Source organism: Isoptericola nanjingensis, from assembly GCF_050311635.1.
Taxonomy (GTDB): Bacteria; Actinomycetota; Actinomycetes; order Actinomycetales; family Cellulomonadaceae; genus Isoptericola; species Isoptericola nanjingensis.
Genome location: NZ_JBNOZL010000004.1, coordinates 485,566 through 501,765 on the forward strand (window position 1 = coordinate 485,566; position 16,200 = coordinate 501,765).

13 protein-coding genes and 1 pseudogene are annotated in these 16,200 nt (G+C 73.5%); 8 read left to right on the top strand and 6 right to left on the bottom strand.

Annotated features, from left to right (window positions below; all coding sequences use genetic code 11):
* The first annotated feature begins 84 nt into the window (after positions 1-84).
* The 5 genes and pseudogenes from glnA (ACQP6G_RS10425) to ACQP6G_RS10445 all read left to right on the top strand — a co-directional run bounded on the left by glnA (ACQP6G_RS10425) (position 85) and on the right by ACQP6G_RS10445 (position 6,514).
* Entirely contained in the window at positions 85-1,422 is a 1,338-nt protein-coding gene (gene glnA, locus ACQP6G_RS10425; RefSeq protein ID WP_429764241.1) for a type I glutamate--ammonia ligase, read from the top strand.
* Positions 1,419-4,625, top strand: a complete 3,207-nt coding sequence (locus ACQP6G_RS10430) for a bifunctional [glutamine synthetase] adenylyltransferase/[glutamine synthetase]-adenylyl-L-tyrosine phosphorylase (protein ID WP_429764242.1) — start codon at positions 1,419-1,421, stop codon at positions 4,623-4,625. Before glnA (ACQP6G_RS10425) ends, ACQP6G_RS10430 begins: the two co-directional genes overlap by 4 nt.
* Positions 4,626-4,746: 121 nt before the next feature.
* Positions 4,747-5,757, top strand: a complete 1,011-nt coding sequence (locus ACQP6G_RS10435) for a DUF808 domain-containing protein (protein ID WP_429764243.1) — start codon at positions 4,747-4,749, stop codon at positions 5,755-5,757.
* Between the two features lie 175 nt (positions 5,758-5,932).
* Positions 5,933-6,166: pseudogene (locus tag ACQP6G_RS10440) on the top strand (citrate/2-methylcitrate synthase); the annotation flags it as partial.
* Between the two features lie 54 nt (positions 6,167-6,220).
* Positions 6,221-6,514, top strand: coding sequence for a hypothetical protein (locus ACQP6G_RS10445; RefSeq protein ID WP_429764244.1), 294 nt, complete (start codon positions 6,221-6,223; stop codon positions 6,512-6,514).
* Between the two features lie 375 nt (positions 6,515-6,889).
* On the opposite strand, the gene glnA (ACQP6G_RS10450) is transcribed toward ACQP6G_RS10445, so the two are convergent.
* On the bottom strand, positions 6,890-8,314 hold the full coding sequence (glnA, locus tag ACQP6G_RS10450) for a type I glutamate--ammonia ligase (protein WP_429764245.1): 1,425 nt from the start codon (positions 8,312-8,314) through the stop codon (positions 6,890-6,892).
* A 189-nt stretch (positions 8,315-8,503) separates the two neighbouring features.
* Here glnA (ACQP6G_RS10450) and ACQP6G_RS10455 point away from each other — a divergent pair, with 189 nt between their 5' ends.
* Positions 8,504-8,977 (top strand): RDD family protein, encoded by a 474-nt coding sequence (locus ACQP6G_RS10455; protein ID WP_429764246.1) that lies wholly within the window; start codon positions 8,504-8,506, stop codon positions 8,975-8,977.
* A gap of 110 nt (positions 8,978-9,087) precedes the next feature.
* On the opposite strand, the gene ACQP6G_RS10460 is transcribed toward ACQP6G_RS10455, so the two are convergent.
* The 4 genes from ACQP6G_RS10460 to ACQP6G_RS10475 form a co-directional block, all read right to left on the bottom strand.
* Complete coding sequence (locus tag ACQP6G_RS10460) at positions 9,088-9,837, bottom strand: DUF4191 domain-containing protein (protein WP_429764247.1); 750 nt, start codon at positions 9,835-9,837, stop codon at positions 9,088-9,090.
* 11 nt (positions 9,838-9,848) lie between these two features.
* On the bottom strand, positions 9,849-10,859 hold the full coding sequence (gene lipA / locus ACQP6G_RS10465) for a lipoyl synthase (RefSeq protein ID WP_429764248.1): 1,011 nt from the start codon (positions 10,857-10,859) through the stop codon (positions 9,849-9,851).
* Positions 10,860-10,976: 117 nt separating this feature from the next.
* Complete coding sequence (gene lipB / locus ACQP6G_RS10470) at positions 10,977-11,696, bottom strand: lipoyl(octanoyl) transferase LipB (RefSeq protein ID WP_429764296.1); 720 nt, start codon at positions 11,694-11,696, stop codon at positions 10,977-10,979.
* Positions 11,693-12,205 carry a MarR family winged helix-turn-helix transcriptional regulator gene (locus ACQP6G_RS10475; RefSeq protein ID WP_429764249.1) on the bottom strand — a complete coding sequence of 171 codons (513 nt, stop codon included), beginning with the start codon at positions 12,203-12,205 and terminating at the stop codon, positions 11,693-11,695. Before ACQP6G_RS10475 ends, lipB begins: the two co-directional genes overlap by 4 nt.
* A gap of 36 nt (positions 12,206-12,241) precedes the next feature.
* Between ACQP6G_RS10475 and ACQP6G_RS10480 the strand changes: the two genes are divergently transcribed.
* Entirely contained in the window at positions 12,242-14,620 is a 2,379-nt protein-coding gene (locus tag ACQP6G_RS10480; protein WP_429764250.1) for an MMPL family transporter, read from the top strand.
* On the opposite strand, the gene ACQP6G_RS10485 is transcribed toward ACQP6G_RS10480, so the two are convergent.
* A complete protein-coding gene (locus ACQP6G_RS10485) occupies positions 14,601-14,951 on the bottom strand; it encodes a hypothetical protein (RefSeq protein WP_429764251.1) in 351 nt (116 codons plus the stop codon). The two genes, ACQP6G_RS10480 and ACQP6G_RS10485, sit on opposite strands and share 20 nt — an antisense overlap.
* A gap of 148 nt (positions 14,952-15,099) precedes the next feature.
* On the opposite strand from ACQP6G_RS10485, the gene ACQP6G_RS10490 reads away from it, so the two are divergent.
* The gene (locus tag ACQP6G_RS10490) at positions 15,100-16,191 is read left to right on the top strand and encodes a Gfo/Idh/MocA family protein (RefSeq protein WP_429764252.1); all 1,092 of its coding nucleotides are present in this window, start codon (positions 15,100-15,102) and stop codon (positions 16,189-16,191) included.
* Positions 16,192-16,200 lie beyond the last annotated feature (9 nt).

Genomic DNA, 16,200 nt, shown 5'->3' on the forward strand with positions numbered 1-16,200 from the left:
GGTATCCGTCCAGGTCGGGGCCCGGCGCGCGCAGGGGAGGTGCCAGGACATACCCCGTTAACACTTCTCGGGCAGGATGGGCTCATGGACAGGCAGCAGGAGTTCGTGCTCCGCACGGTCGAGGAGCGCGACATCCGCTTCATCCGGCTCTGGTTCACCGACGTGCTCGGGGTGCTGAAGTCGGTGGCGGTCGCCCCGGCCGAGCTCGAGCAGGCGTTCACGGAGGGCATCGGGTTCGACGGCAGCTCCATCGAGGGGCTGACGCGGGTCTACGAGGCGGACATGATCGCCAAGCCCGACCCCACGACGTTCCAGGTGCTGCCCTGGCGCGGCGAGCGGCACGGCACGGGCCGCATGTTCTGCGACATCCTCACGCCGGACGGCGAGCCCTCGCTGGCGGACTCGCGCAACGTGCTCAAGCGGCAGCTTGCCAAGGCCAGCGACCGGGGGTTCACCTTCTACACGCACCCCGAGGTCGAGTTCTACCTGTTCAACCAGCTCGCGGCGCCGGAGGACCCCTTGGTCCCGGTCGACAACGGGGGCTACTTCGACCACCTGGCCCGCGGCAGCACGCACGACTTCCGCCGGGCCGCGATCACGATGCTCGAGTCGATGGGCATCTCGGTGGAGTTCTCCCACCACGAGGCCGGGCCGGGTCAGAACGAGATCGACCTGCGGTACGCCGACGCGCTGACCACGGCGGACAACCTCATGACCTTCCGCACGGTGGTCAAGGAGGTCGCGCTCGAGCAGGGCGTGTTCGCGTCGTTCATGCCCAAGCCGATGGCCGACCAGCCGGGCTCGGGGATGCACACGCACCTGTCGCTGTTCGAGGACGACCAGAACGCCTTCCACGAGCCGGGCGCCCAGTTCGAGCTCTCGAAGACGGCCCGGCAGTTCATCGCCGGCCTGCTGGTGCACGCCGCCGAGATCACGGCCGTGACCAACCAGTACGTCAACTCGTACAAGCGGCTGTGGGGCGGCGCCGAGGCGCCCAGCTACATCTGCTGGGGCCACAACAACCGGTCCGCCCTCGTGCGCGTGCCCATGTACAAGCCGGGCAAGGGCAACTCCGCCCGCGTGGAGTACCGGGCGCTCGACTCGGCGGCGAACCCGTACCTCGCGTTCGCGGTGCTGCTCGCCGCCGGTCTCAAGGGCATCGAGCACGGCTACGAGCTGCCGGAGGCCACGGGGGACGACGTCTGGGAGCTGACGGACCGCGAGCGGCGTGCCCTCGGCATCGCCCCGCTGCCGCAGTCGCTCGACGAGGCGATCGAGCTCATGGAGCGTTCCGAGCTGGTGGCGGAGACGCTCGGGGAGCACGTCTACGACTTCGTCCTGCGCAACAAGCGGCAGGAGTGGGACGCCTACCGCGCGCAGGTCACGCCCTACGAGCTGCGCCGGTTCCTGCAGAACCTGTGACCGCCCGCCCGCCGACCCTCACGAGCCGGCTGCTGCACGCGGGCTTCGCTGACCTCACCAGGTCGGCGTCGCTCTGGTCCGACCCGGCGCTGCAGGAGGCCCTCGCGGAGCCCGGTCGTGCGGACGCGCTCCTGGCGGCGGTCGGGACCTGCGCCGACCCGGACCTCGCGCTCCTGCAGCTGGTGCGGCTCGCGGAGCACCCCGATGCCCGCGAGCGGCTCGGGGCGCTGCTCGACGAGGGCGCCCCGCCGCGGGCGCGCACCCGCCTCCTGGCCGTGCTGGGGGCGTCGTCGGCCCTGGGCGACGAGGTCGTGCGCCGTCCCGAGCTGCTCGACGTCCTCGCGGTGCCCGACGGGGCGGCGCTCGACACGGACGACATCGACATCGACATCGACATCGACGGCGACGGCGACGGCGACGGCGAGGGAGAGGACGGCGGCGACCCCGGCCCGCGCACCGTGGCGGGCCCGGCCGAGGTGCGCGCCGCGCTGCTGCGCGCCGTGGGCGCCGACCCGGCCGCCGCGGTGCCGGTCGCGGCCGACCCGGATGCCGGCCCGGGCGTCGGCTGGCCGGACGCGGGCGCGGCGACCACCACGGACGCGCTGCGCCGGGCCTACCGCGCCCGGCTGCTGGCGCTGGCCGCCGACGACCTCACCGCGAGCGAGCCGCTGACCCGCATGCCCGTCGTCGGGGCGGCGCTCGCCGACCTGGCGTCGGCCGCCCTGGAGGCCGCGCTCGCCGTCGCGCGGGCCGAGCTGGACGACCACGGCGCGGGCGTGCGGCTCGCCGTCCTGGGCATGGGCAAGACCGGCGGGCGCGAGCTGAACTACGTCTCCGACGTCGACGTCGTGTACGTGTGCGAGCCGGGCGAGCTGCCGGACGGGGGCGTCCTCGACGAGGAGACGGCGCTCGCCGTCGGCACCCGTCTCGCGTCCGGGCTGCAGCGCGTGTGCTCAGCCACCTCCGCGGAGCCCGCCCTGTGGCCGGTCGACGCCGCGCTGCGGCCCGAGGGCGCGCAAGGGCCCCTGGTACGCACGCTGGCGAGCCATCTCGCGTACTACGAGCGCTGGGCGGAGACGTGGGAGTTCCAGGCCCTGCTCAAGGCGCGCCCCGTGGCCGGCGACGCGGGGTTGGGCCGCGACTACCGGGCGGCCGTCGACCCGTTCATCTGGTCGGCCGTCCATCGCGAGCACTTCGTCGAGGACGCCCGGGCGATGCGCCGCCGCGTCGAGCAGCACGTCCCCGCCGCCGAGGCGGACCGGCAGATCAAGCTGGGCAAGGGCGGCCTGCGCGACGTCGAGTTCACCGTGCAGCTGCTGCAGCTCGTGCACGGTCGCGCGGACCCGAAGATCCGCTCGCCCCACACGCTGTCCGCGCTCGCCGCCCTGGCCGCCGGCGGGTACGTCGGGCGCGAGCACGCCGCGCGGATGGCGGTCTGCTACCGGTTCCTGCGCGCGCTGGAGCACCGCGTGCAGCTGTTCCGGCTGCGACGGACGCACCTGCTGCCCACCGCGGAGGGGGACCTGCGCCGCCTCGCGCGGTCGCTCGGCATGCGCGCCGAGGGCGCGAAGGGACTGCTGGAGCGGTGGCGGGCGACGCGTCGCGAGGTGCGCGCCCTGCACGAGGAGGTCTTCTACCGGCCGCTGCTGCCGGCCTCGGCGCAGCTGTCGGACGCCGAGCTGTCGCTGTCCCCGGACGTCGCGCGCGAGCGGTTCGCCGCCGTCGGCTACCGCGACCCCGAGGGCGCGATGCGGCACGTCGTGGCGCTGACGTCGGGCACGTCGCGCCGGGCGGCGCTGCAGCGGCAGCTGCTGCCGGTGCTGCTCGGCTGGTTCGCCGAGGGCGCCGACCCGGACGGCGGGCTGCTGGCGTTCCGCAAGCTGTCCGACGAGCTGGGCGCCACGCCCTGGTACCTGCGGCTGCTGCGCGACTCCGAGAACGCCGCCTATCACCTGAGCCGGCTGCTGGCCTCGTCGACGTACCTCGCCGACGCCCTGGCACGGTCGCCCGAGTCGGTGCGCTGGCTCGCGGACACGTCGGGCCTCGAGCCCCGTGGCCCGCAGCGGCTGGCCGCGGAGGCGGACGCCATCCTCACGCGGGCCGACGAGCCGACGTCCGCCGCCCAGCGGCTGCGGGCCCTGCGCCGTCGCGAGCTGGCCCGGACCGGGGCCGCCGAGGTCCTCGGCCTGCTGCCGCCCGTGGACGCCGCGGCCGCGGTCTCGGACGCCGCGGACATGGTCCTGGCCGGTGGCCTGCGCGCCGCCGAGCACGCGGCGCGCACCGAGCTCGGGCTGGGCGAGTCGTCGGAGGCGAACCCCACCCGGTTGCTCGTCGTCGCGATGGGGCGGCTCGGCGGACGCGAGATGGGGTACGGCTCGGACGCCGACGTGATGTTCGTGCACGAGCCGGTGCCGGGCGCCGCGCCGCAGCTCGCGCAGGACTTCGCCACGCGCGCCGCGACGCGCCTGCGCGCGCTGCTGTCGGAGGTCGGCCCGGAGCCGACCCTGCCGGTGGACGCGGACCTGCGCCCGGAGGGCCGGCAGGGGCCCCTCGTGCGCACCCTCGACTCGTACGCCGAGTACTACGGGCGGTGGTCGAGCGTGTGGGAGGCCCAGGCGCTGCTGCGTGCCCGGCCGGTGGCGGGCGACGCCGGCGGAGCGGGCTCGCTGGGTTCCCGGTTCGAGGCGCTCGTGGACCCGCTGCGCTATCCGGCCGGCGGGCTCGACGACGCCCGCCTGCGGGAGGTGCGGCGGATCAAGGCGCGGGTCGAGGCGGAGCGGCTGCCCCGGGGCGCGGACCCGGCGCGCCATCTCAAGCTCGGGCGCGGCGGCGTCGCGGACGTCGAGTGGACGGCGCAGCTGCTCCAGCTGCAGCACGCGGGCGAGGTGCCGGCACTGCGCACGACCGGCACGGTCGCGGCGCTCGACGCCGCGACCGCGGCGGGCCTCCTGGACCCCGAGGACGCCGCTCAGCTGCGCGACGCGTGGGTGCTCGCCTCGCGCGTGCGGTCCGCCGTCGTGCTCTGGTCCGGGCGCACCACGGGAGCGCAGACCGACCGGCTGCCGCACGACTCGCGCGACCTGGCCGGCGTCGCCGCCCTGCTCGGCGACGTGGGCACCGGGGGAGAGCTCGAGGAGCTCTACCTCCGCACCGCCCGACGCGCCCGCACGGTCGTGGAGCGCGTCTTCTACGGCGAGGAGTGATGCGCTGCCGAGCGCGGGTCTCCCTGCGCCGCGGCATGCGGCACGATATGTCCATGCTGATGTCATCGCCGTCGCCCGCGGGCGCGCCGACCGCTCGCCGCCGACCCTCGGGAGCGGTGGCGTGAGCGCCGGCCTGCTCGGGCTGCTCGACGACGTCGCGGCGATCGCCAAGCTCGCCGCCGCCTCGCTCGACGACGTCGGCGCCGCCGCCGCGAAGGCGACGGCGAAGGCCGCGGGCGTCGTCGTCGACGACACGGCCGTGACGCCGCAGTACGTGCACGGCGTCGCCGCGAACCGTGAGATCCCCATCGTCAAGAAGATCGCCTGGGGCTCGATCCGGAACAAAGTGTTCTACATCCTCCCGGTGGCGCTGATCCTCAGCCAGTGGGCGCCGTGGCTGCTCACCCCGATCCTCATGCTGGGCGGCACGTACCTGGCCTTCGAGGGCGCCGAGAAGATCTGGGGGCGCCTGCGCGGTCACGAGGGGCACGACAAGCCTGCCGCGACGGTGGGACCGGACGCGGAGAAGAGCCTCGTCGCCGGCGCCGTGCGCACCGACCTCATCCTGTCCGCCGAGATCATGGTCATCGCCCTCAACGAGGTGGCGCACGAGCCGTTCTTCTCGCGGCTGGTCATCCTGCTGGTCGTCGCGCTCGCCATCACCGTGATCGTCTACGGCGTCGTCGGCCTCATCGTCCGGATGGACGACATGGGCCTGGCGCTCGCGGGCCGCGACTCCCGGGGCAGCCAGCGCGTCGGACGTGCCCTCGTGACCGGGATGCCCAAGGTGCTCGCGGTGATCTCCGTCGTGGGGACCGTCGCGATGCTGTGGGTCGGCGGCCACATCCTGCTGACCGGCACCGACGAGCTCGGGTGGCACGCGCCCTACGAGTTCGTGCACCACCTCGAGGAGGCCGTCGCGCACGCCGTGCCCGGCATCGGCGGGTTCCTCGGCTGGCTGGTCAACACGTTCTTCTCCGCCCTGGTCGGCGTGATCGTGGGCGCCGTCGTCGTCGCCGTCATGCACGTGCTGCCCTTCGGGAAGAAGCACGGGTCCGAGCACGGGTCCGAGCACGGTGCCGAGCACGGTGCCGAGGGCGAGGCGGCGGCCACCGACGAGCCGCAGGCCTGAGCCGCCGTCCGCCTCGGGTTCCCCAGGGCGGGCGACGGGCTCACGAGCGGGAGGTCACCTCCTCCGCGGCGACCCTGGACGCCGCCAGGTCTGGCGCCGAGCTCGCTCGTCGCGACCGTGCAGCAGCGGGATCATCCTGGCCACCCGGTGCATGTCCTTCTCGGTGCGGTACGACCCGTCCGGCCCGGCCTACCACCTCATCGGCTTCGACACGGAGCTGCTCACCCCGAGATTCGTCGCCTCGCGCATCGCGGGCTGGACGGCGCACGTCCAGGAGCCGCTCGCCTCGAACGCGCTCATCCGGCCGCTCAGCGCCTACGACGGCGTGCCCGAGCGGCACGTCGACGGCTACGTGCCCGGCGACGCCGCGCTCGCGGCCGCGACCCGGGAGGTGGAGCAGGCGGAGTAGATGGCACCGCGCCGCGGGTAGAACACATGTTCGAATCGGGGCTATCCTGCTCGCGTGGGAAGCAGGCGACGAGACGAGGCCGGCGGGTCGTCGGGCGCGGTCGACAGGGTGCCGCTGCGCGACGCGGCGGAGGGCGCGCCGGGGCGGTCGCGCGACGGCGCGCACGTCACGCGCCCCGAGCGCGGGATCCCCGTGCGGGCCTGGATCACGTCGCGCCAGTCCGGCGAGCAGCTCGTCGACGGCGAGGCGACCGCCTGGACCGACGCGCAGGTGCATGTGCGCTACATCGACTCCCATGGTCGGGAGGGCTTCGTCTGGCTGTGGGCGGGCGCGGTCACCCGGCGGTAGGGGGCATCGCGCAGGAGCCGTCGCGCGGCTGTCGAGCCGGCCGACCGCGGCCTAGCCTGGGACTTGCGACCCGTGGCGGCCGTCGCCACGTCCGCGTCGTCGAGGGGAGCACGTCATGAAGGACGTGCGTTGCATGCTCGGCATGCACAAGTGGCAGCGGCGCCAGAACGAGGACTCCCAGTACCTGCTCTGCGCCCGCTGCGGGCGGGACCGGCCGACGGACGGGCGGGTACCACCGATCGGGCATATGCCCTGACGGCAGCGGACGGCCCGGTCCTGCACCCGTCCGCGTCTCCGGTGACGCCGAACGGCGGCCCGCCCCGAAGGGTGGGCCGCCGTCCGGGCGACGTCAGCAGGCCCTCGCAGGGCCGCCGATCAGATGTCGTAGTAGAGCTCGAACTCGTGCGGGTGCGGGCGCAGGCGGATCGGGTCGATCTCGTTGCTGCGCTTGTAGTCGATCCAGGTGGCGATGAGGTCCTCGGAGAAGACGTCGCCCTGCGTGAGGAACTCGTGGTCGCGCTCGAGGTTGTCGAGGGCCTCCTCGAGGGACGCGGGCACCTGGGCGATCTGCGCGTGCTCCTCGGGGGGCAGCTCGTACAGGTCCTTGTCGATCGGCGCCGGCGGCTCGATGCGGTTCTTGATGCCGTCGATGCCCGCGAGGAGCTGCGCGGCGAACGCGAGGTACGGGTTGGCCGTCGGGTCCGGCACGCGGAACTCGACGCGCTTGGCCTTCGGCGAGGAGCCGGTCACCGGGATGCGGATGCACGCGGAGCGGTTGCGGGCCGAGTAGACCAGGTTGACCGGGGCCTCGTAGCCGGGCACCAGGCGGCGGTAGGAGTTCACCGACGGGTTGGTGAAGGCCAGCAGCGACGGGGCGTGCTTGAGCAGGCCGCCGATGTACCAGCGGGCCGTGTCGGACAGGCCGCCGTAGCCCTTCTCGTCGTAGAACAGCGGCTCGCCGTTCAGCCACAGCGACTGGTGCGAGTGCATGCCCGAGCCGTTGTCGCCGAAGATCGGCTTCGGCATGAAGGTGACGGTCTTGCCGTGCTGCCAGGCGACGTTCTTGATGACGTACTTGAACTTCATCAGGTCGTCGGCCGAGTGCAGCAGGGTGTTGAACCGGTAGTTGATCTCCTGCTGGCCGGCGGTGCCCACCTCGTGGTGCGCGCGCTCGACATCGAGCCCGACCTCGGCCAGGACCGCGCACATCTCGTCGCGCAGGTCGGCGAACTGGTCGTTGGGGGAGACGGGGAAGTAGCCGCCCTTGTAGCGGGTCTTGTACCCGAGGTTGCCGCCCTCCTCCTCGCGCCCGGTGTTCCACGCGGCCTCGACGGAGTCGACGCTGTAGAAGCTCTCGTGCTGGTTCGTCGAGAAGCGGACGTCGTCGAAGACGTAGAACTCGGCCTCGGGCGCGAAGAACGCGGTGTCCGCGATGCCGGTCGACTTCAGGTACGCCTCGGCCTTGGCGGCGATCGTGCGCGGGTCGCGCGAGTACGGCTCGTCCGTGAACGGGTCCACGATGGAGAAGTTGACGATGAGCGTCTTGCGCTTGCGGAACGGGTCCAGGTACGCCGTGGTGACGTCCGGCACGAGCTTCATGTCCGACTCGTGGATCGCCTGGAAGCCGCGGATCGACGAACCGTCGAACATGAGGCCCTCGGTGAAGGAGTCCTCCGAGAACTGCTCCACGGGGATGTTGAAGTGCTGCATCACGCCCGGCAGGTCGATGAAGCGGACGTCGATGAACTCCACCCCCTCGCGACGGGTGAAGGCGATGGCCTCCTCGGCGTTCGTGAACATGCATGCACTCCTTGCGTGGATGGTGCCGTTCGGTCGGTGCCGCCGGACGGTTCCGAAGGACGGGCGCGACGGGCCTGTGCTCGCCGCTCGACGTCCACGACCGTAGGGTGACGGCGTTTCTCCGGCATGGCGCGATTGTTTCCAACACGTTACGGCGGTCGCGCTCCCGGCGCCGCGTAGCCTTGACGCATGGCATCGCCGGAGGACATCTCGAGAGAAGACGTCGGGTCGTGGCTCGAGGGCGGGCGTCGGGACGCGGCCGGTAGCGGCGGACGCCTGGGCCTCCCCGACGCCGGCCCCGGGTCGCTCGCGCGGCTCGGACGTCGGGCCGTGGCCCTCGTCGTCGACTGGGCGGTGGCGACGCTGATCGCCTACCTGGTGACGAGCCCGGTGTCGTTCGCCGAGCTGAACTCGTGGGTCACCCTCGGTGTCTTCGCCCTCGAGAACCTGCTGCTGGTCAGCACCGTCGGCTTCACCCTCGGCCACCGCCTCCTGGGCATGCAGGTGCGCACCCTGGGCGCCCCCGACGGCGTCGCGCCGGGCTTCGCGCGCGGTGCGGTGCGCACCCTGCTGCTGTGCCTCGTGATCCCCGCCGTCGTGTGGGACCGCGACGGGCGCGGCCTGCACGACCGTGCTGCCGGCACCGTCCTCGTCCGCCGCTGACGCCGCCACGACCACACCGGGCGCAACGAGATCGACCCACCCGTCGCGACGTCGACCCTCGGTGGGTCGTTCTCGCGGCGGGTGGGTCGATCTCGTGGGAGCGGCGCCGGTCAGCGGCCCTTGAGCCCCTTGCGGTCCGGGCGCGCCCGCATCGGGTCGACGCCCTTGGGGATCGGCAGGCGCGCGCCGCCGAGCGCCTTGAGGCGCTTCTTGACCTGCTCCGCCTCGGGCTTGGTGAGGCTCCGCTTGAGCTTCTGCACCTTCTTGGCGACCTTGGGCAGCGGGACCTGCCCCTCCTCGTTGCCGACCTGGATGAGGGTGATCGGCACGTTCGGCAGCACGCGCGCCGTCTTGCGGCGCTCGTCCTCGAGCAGGCGCTGCACCCGGTGCGACGGGCCCTCGGAGACGAGGACGACCCCCGGTCGCCCGACGCCGCGGAACACGAAGTCCTGGGTGCGCGGGTTGATCGCGACCGGCTCGTCCGCGAACTCCCACCCGCCGCGGACGGTGCCGAGCGCCGCACGGGCGGCGCCGGGCTGGCCCTCGATCTGGGTGTATGCGGCCTTCTCGGCCTTGCGGGTCAGGACGAACATCGCGCCCAGCGCCGCGAACGGGAGGCCGAGGACGACGATGTACAGGATCTGGAAGCCGGTCGGCAGGTCGAGCAGCAGCACGATCGCGGCGACGACCGCGAGGATCCCGACGAACACGCCGAGGAGCAGCCACGTCACCGTGGGGTCCTGCTTGCGCGTCATCTGGTACGCGGCCCACACCTGGTGGTACCAGCGCTGCTTCTTGGGCTTCTTCTGCTTGCCGGTGGCGTCAGCGGGCGCGCCGGCGTCGGACTTGGTGCGGGCCATGGTCGTCAAGTCTAGTGGGCTCGCGGGGCAAGGAGGCTCGCGGCCTCCTGGCGCGACGTCGTCGGCTCCGCGAGGTGCGCCAGCGACTGCGGGATGGGCAGGCCGCGGCGCGTCATCGCCTGACCCCACAGGCGGCCGGCGCGGTACGAGGAGCGCACCAGCGGCCCGGCCATGACGCCCAGGAAGCCCATCTCCTCGGCCGCCTCGGAGAGCTCGACGAACTCCTCCGGGCGCACCCAGCGGTCCACCGGGTGGTGGCGCAGCGACGGGCGCAGGTACTGCGTGATCGTCACGAGGTCGCAGCCGGCGTCGTGCAGGTCCTGCAGCGCGTCGCGGGCCTCGTCGATCGTCTCGCCCATGCCGAGGATGAGGTTCGACTTGGTGACCAGGCCGGCCTCGCGCGCCCGGGTGAGCACGGACAGCGAGCGCTCGTAGCGGAACGCGGGGCGGATCTGCTTGAAGATGCGCGGCACGGTCTCGACGTTGTGCGCCATGACCTCGGGCCGCGACTCGTTGACGACGTCGAGCAGCTCGGGGATCGCGTTGAAGTCGGGGATGAGGAGCTCGACACCCGTGCCCGGGTTGAGCGCGTGGATCTGCCGCACGGTCTCGGCGTACAGCCAGGCGCCGCCGTCGGCGAGGTCGTCGCGCGCGACGCCGGTGATCGTCGAGTACTTCAGGCCCATCGTCCGCACGGACTCGGCGACACGGCGCGGCTCGTCCGCGTCGAAGTCGGCCGGCTTGCCCGTGTCGATCTGGCAGAAGTCGCAGCGTCGGGTGCACTGGTCACCGCCGATGAGGAACGTGGCCTCGCGGTCCTCCCAGCACTCGAAGATGTTGGGACAGCCCGCCTCCTCGCACACCGTGTGCAGGCCCTCGCCCTTGACCAGGCCCTTGAGCTCCCGGTACTCGGGGCCCATCGTGGCCTTCGTCTTGATCCACTCGGGCTTCTTCTCGATGGGGGTGGCGGCGTTGCGGGCCTCGATGCGCAGCATGCGGCGGCCCTCGGGTGCGATCGTCACGGGTGTCTCCCGGTCGTCGTCGAGCAGGTGGACGTCCGGCGTGACTGGCCTGTGCGGACCCTGACCGCCGGACCTCGTCAGAGTACGTGAGCGGCGCGTCCCGGCGCCGCGACCTGCTCACCGTGTGGACGTGACCTCAGCAACACCCGGCGCGGCGACGGCCGACGTGGGTGCGGCGCGCAGCGGGTCGAGGTGGCGGGCGAGGGCGTCGACGAGCGGCGCGCGGACGTCGTCGAGCGTGACGTGCCGAGCGGTCTCGATGGTCAGCGAGGTGACGTCGGCGTCGGTGATGCCGCACGGCACGATGCTGTCGAACCGGCTCAGGTCGGGGTCGCAGTTGAGCGCGATGCCGTGCATCGTCACGCCCTTGGCGGTGCGGACGCCGATGGCGCAGACCTTGCGCTCGAGGCGGTCGCCGTCGGCGGCGAACCAGACGCCGGTCCGGTCCTCGACCCGGATCGTCGCGAGACCGAACCCGGCGCACACCTCCATGACGGCCTCCTCGAGCGCCCGGACGTACGCAACGACGTCGATGGGCTCGGCGAGCCGCAGGATCGGGTAGACCACCTGCTGCCCGGGGCCGTGCCAGGTGATCTTGCCGCCGCGGTCGACGTCGACGACGGGTGTGCCGTCGGTGGGGCGCTCGTCGCGGTGGGTGCGCCGCCCGGCCGTGTAGACGTCGGGGTGCTCCACGACGATCAGCGTGTCGGGGCGGTCGCCGGCGACGACGTCGGCGTGCACGCGGCGCTGGAGCTCCCACGCCTCGTGGTAGTCGGTCAGTCCGGGCAGCGTCATCACGTCCACCCGGCCGAGGCTAGTCCTTTGCCGTGCGGTCAGTCGTCGGCGTCGCGCTGCGCCCGCACGAGGGTGACGAGGATCTCACGCAGCCGGCCCACGTCGTCGTCGGCGAGCCCGCGGGCGGTGAGGTCCTCCGCCGGCTGCAGCCGGCCGGCCTCGGCAGCTGCGCGGCGGCCGGTGTCGGTGACCGCGACGGCGCGGCGGCGCCGGTCGCGGGGGTCCGCGCCGCGGGTGACGTAGCCGGCGCGCTCCAGCCTCGCCACGATGCGGCTCATCGTCTGCTCGGTGACGCCGTTGAGCGTCGCGAGCTCGCGCTGCGTCCTGGGCCCGGCGAACAGGTGCAGCAGCACGGGGAAGCCCGCGTGGTTGAGGTTCCAGCCGGCGAGGTGGGCGTTCCAGTCGTGCTCGATGCGGCGCACGACGGTGAACAGCAGCCGGCCGGTGGGCCACTGGCCCGGGTCGTCGCTGGTGGGGTCGACCGGGTCGGGCCACGCGTGGGGTGCGGTGCCGGGCGCTGCCGCGGCGTCACGCGCTTCGTCGTGCTGCACTTGCTTCCTCCCTGGTCCGCCCTCAGAATACTCAGCATGCTGAGTAATCGGGCGCGGGGCAATCGGGGTCGAGGTCTGCTGCGGGGCCTCGTCATTCTGGCAGCGATCGGGGTCTGGCTCGCGATCGGCGCGTTCGGGGGGCAGGCCCAGGGCAGCCTGAGCAGCGTCCAGACCAACGACGACGCGGCCTTCCTGCCCGCGAGCGCCGAGTCCACGCAGGCCGCCGCCCTGGCCGAGGAGTTCACCGACTCCGAGACGCTGCCCGCCCTGGTCGTGGCAGAGACCTCGGACGGGTCCGAGCTGACGAGGGAGCAGCTCGCCGACGTCCAGGCGTTCGCGGACTCGATCGCCGACGCCCCGCTCGAGGGGACGTCGGGCGACGAGCCGCGCACGGTGGGAGACCTCAGCATCGCCGACCCCGTCGTGGTGCCGTCCGAGGACGGGCAGGCCGCGCTCGTCGTCGTCTCGCTCGACGCCGCGCAGGCCTCCGAGGACGTCGGCGCCGACGAGACGAGCGGCTCCGAGCTCGCGGTCGCGGCCCTCCGGGCGCTCGCCGCCGCGGACGCCTCCGACGGCGGCCTCGCCGGTACCGGTCTCGACGCCTGGGTGACCGGACCCGCGGGCTTCGTCGCGGACCTGGTGAGCGCGTTCGGTGCGATCGACACCGTGCTGCTGCTCGTGGCCCTCGGCGCCGTCCTGGTGATCCTCGCGCTCGTCTACCGCTCGCCGTTCCTGCCGTTCGTCGTGATCCTCACGGCGGTCCTGGCCCTGTGCCTCGCGGGACTGGCGGTCTACCACCTCGCCGCGAACGACGTGCTGACGCTGAACGGCCAGTCGCAGGGCATCCTGTCGATCCTCGTGGTGGGCGCCTCCGTCGACTACGCCCTGCTCCTGGTGGCCCGGTACCGCGAGGAGCTGCGGGCCACCAGCTCCCCGTACACCGCGATGCGCCGGGCCGTCCGCGCCTCGATCGAGCCGATCGCGGCCAGCGCGGGCACGGTGATCGTCGGGCTGCTGTGCCTCCTGCTGTCCGACCTCTCGTCGAACCGCAGCCTGGGCCCGGTCGCCGCCATCGGCATCGTCGCCGCGTTCCTGTCGGCGACGACCCTGCTGCCGGCGATGCTCCTCGTCGGCGGACGGCGGGCCCGGTGGGTGTTCTGGCCTCGGGTGCCGCACGCGGTCGGCAAGCACTCCGACGCGCCCGACGCCCCGGAGCCGGTCGACCCGACCGGTGACACGGTCGGTGACCCGGGCGGTGACACGACCGGTGGCACGGCCGGTGACACGGCTGGTGACACGGCCGACGACACGCACGTGGAGGTCGCCGGGCACGGCGTGTGGTCGCGCGTCGCCGGCTTCGTGGGGCGGCACGACCGCGTCGTGTGGGTCGTCACCGCCGTCGTCCTCGCGGCCGGGGCGGCGTTCGTCCCGACGCTCGACGCGAACGGCACGGGCGACTCGGAGGTGTTCCTCACACAGGTCGACTCCGTGGACGGCGAGGAGGTGCTCACCCGCCACTTCGAGGGCGTGTCCGCGCAGCCCGCGATCGTCATCGCCCCCGAGGCGGACGCCGACGCCGTCGTGGAGGCGGCCGAGGGCTCCGACGGGATCACGGCGGCGACCGTCGTCACCGACCAGCCGGCCACCGCGCCGGGGATGCCGGCCGAGGGCGACCCGCTGGTCGTCGACGGGCAGGTGCGCGTCGACGTCACCACGGAGGCGCCGTCCGACAGCCAGGCGGCCGTCGAGGCGGTGGCCGACCTGCGCACGGCGGTGCACGACGTCAGCCCGGACGCGCTGGTGGGCGGCGCGGCCGCGGAGCGTCTGGACACGCAGCTCGCCGGCCAGCACGACCTGCGCGTGATCGTGCCCGTCGTCCTCGCCGTGATCCTCCTGATCCTCGTGCTGCTGCTCCGGTCGGTCCTCGCCGCCGTGCTGCTCATGGCCGCGAACGTGCTGTCGTTCGGGTTCGCCCTCGGCGTCTCGGCGGTCGTGTTCAACCACGTGCTCGACTTCCCGGGCGCGGACCCGGCTGTGCCGCTGTACGCCTTCTGCTTCCTCGTGGCGCTGGGGGTCGACTACTCGATCTTCCTCATGACGCGCGTGCGCGAGGAGAGCCTGCGGGTCGGCACGCGACGAGGGGTGCTGCGCGGGCTGGCCGTCACCGGCTCGGTCATCACGTCGGCTGGCGTGGTGCTCGCCGCGACGTTCGCGGCCCTGGGCGTCATCCCGCTGCTGTTCCTCGCCCAGCTCGCCGTCATCGTCGCGTTCGGCGTGCTCGTGGACACGCTCGTCGTGCGCAGCCTGCTCGTCCCGGCGCTCGTGCACGACGTCGGCGACCGGGTCTGGTGGCCGTCGCGCCTGGGCCGCGGCACGCGCGCGCCGGAGCGCGCCGTCACGCCGTCGAGTCGATGAGCTCCAGCAGGGCGCGGGCAGCGTCGCGGATGTCACCGTGGTCGTACTGCCCGGCCCGGCTCTCCAGCGACACCACGGCGCACCGGTGGACCTTCGACAGGTCGCCGTAGGGGAACGACACCGCCTGCTTCGACTCGGGTTTCTCGTCGTCGTCCACGCCGAGGTGCCAGTGCCGGAACTCGGTCCAGCCCTCGCGGTCGACGAAGCGGTTCTCGGCGTCCGTGCTCGGAACGTGCTCGCTCCAGTCGTCGCGCTCGTCGCGCACCACCCGACCCTCGCGCACCAGGGCCCGGGCCTGGTCCAGACCCGGCTGGTTCAGTCGTGTCGCCATCGTCGTGGCTCCCTCCGGCTCTCCCGTGGGTCGCGTGCCGACCCACCCCCGGTCTACGGGAGGTGCCGGATGGTCACCACCCGCCGGCGGCGTGGCTCGCCGGGGCGGTGCCGGGGCGAGGGGCGCGGCGTCGGGCACGATGGACGCCATGGTCACGGACGAGGCGGCAGAGGCGGGCGCGACCGACGGCGTGACGGCGGCACCGCCGCCGCGCCTGGCGATCGTCGGGTACGGGGGAGCGGGCCGGGAGATCCACGCCCGCCTCGCGGCGGAGGCGGGGCTGCCGGTGACGGCGGTCGTGACGCGCGACCCCGGCCGGCGCAACCAGGCCGCGGGGGACTGGCCGGGAGCCCGGTTGGTGTCGGACCTCGACGAGCTGATCGCCGCCCGCCGTGCCTACGACCTCGTCGTGGTCGCGAGCCCCACGACCCTGCACGCGGAGCAGGCCGCCGCCCTCGCCCGCGCGGAGATCCCGTTCGTGCTCGACAAGCCGATCGGCCTGGACGCGCACCAGGCGCGCGCCGTCGTCGAGGAGGCGGCCGCCACCGGCACGCCGTTCACGGTCTTCCAGAACCGGCGCTGGGACCCCGAGCAGCTCACCCTGGCGAGCCTGATCGATTCCGGGGAGCTCGGTGACGTGCACACGTTCGAGCGTCGATGGGAGCGCTGGCGGCCCGTCCCGCGTCAGCGGTGGAAGGAGAACGACCCGGTCGGCGGAGGGCTGCTGCTCGACCTCGGCCCGCACCTGGTGGACTCGGCGACCCAGCTGTTCGGCCGCGTCCGGTCCGTCTGGGCGCAGACCCGCAGGCTCACCACGCCCACCGAGGACGACGTCTTCCTCGTCCTGGAGCATGAGGCCGGCGGCGGCCGCGCGGCGAGCCCGCACGCCGTCGTGTCCCGGCTCTGGGCGGGGTCCGTCGTGGGGGCGCCCGGCCCCCGGACCCGCGTGCTCGGGTCGGCGGGCGCCTACCTGGTGACGACCTTCGAGCAGGACGCCTCCCCGCTCGAGGCGCTCGACGACGACGCGCCCGAGGGCTCGGTGGGCTGGCTCGCACGCGGCCGCGACCGGCGCGCCGTGCCCGCGGCACCGGGCGGCCACGCCGACTTCTACCGGGCGCTGGGGCCGTGGCTGCACGGGGACGAGCCCGCGCCCGTCGACCCGGCCGACGCCGTGCGCACCGCCGAGGTGCTGGACGCCGCCCGGGTGTCGGCGCGCGAGGGGCGTCGCCTCACCCTCTGACGCGGCCTG

Excerpts from the sequence above, each read along its gene's own strand:
- ACQP6G_RS10490 (WP_429764252.1), top strand. The coding sequence starts at position 15,100 with ATGGTCACGGACGAGGCGGCAGAGGCGGGCGCGACCGACGGCGTGACG.
- ACQP6G_RS10460 (WP_429764247.1), bottom strand. The coding sequence starts at position 9,837 with ATGGCCCGCACCAAGTCCGACGCCGGCGCGCCCGCTGACGCCACCGGC.
- glnA (WP_429764245.1), bottom strand. The coding sequence starts at position 8,314 with ATGTTCACGAACGCCGAGGAGGCCATCGCCTTCACCCGTCGCGAGGGG.
- glnA (WP_429764241.1), top strand. The coding sequence starts at position 85 with ATGGACAGGCAGCAGGAGTTCGTGCTCCGCACGGTCGAGGAGCGCGAC.
- ACQP6G_RS10485 (WP_429764251.1), bottom strand. The coding sequence starts at position 14,951 with ATGGCGACACGACTGAACCAGCCGGGTCTGGACCAGGCCCGGGCCCTG.
- ACQP6G_RS10480 (WP_429764250.1), top strand. The coding sequence starts at position 12,242 with ATGCTGAGTAATCGGGCGCGGGGCAATCGGGGTCGAGGTCTGCTGCGG.
- ACQP6G_RS10455 (WP_429764246.1), top strand. The coding sequence starts at position 8,504 with ATGGCATCGCCGGAGGACATCTCGAGAGAAGACGTCGGGTCGTGGCTC.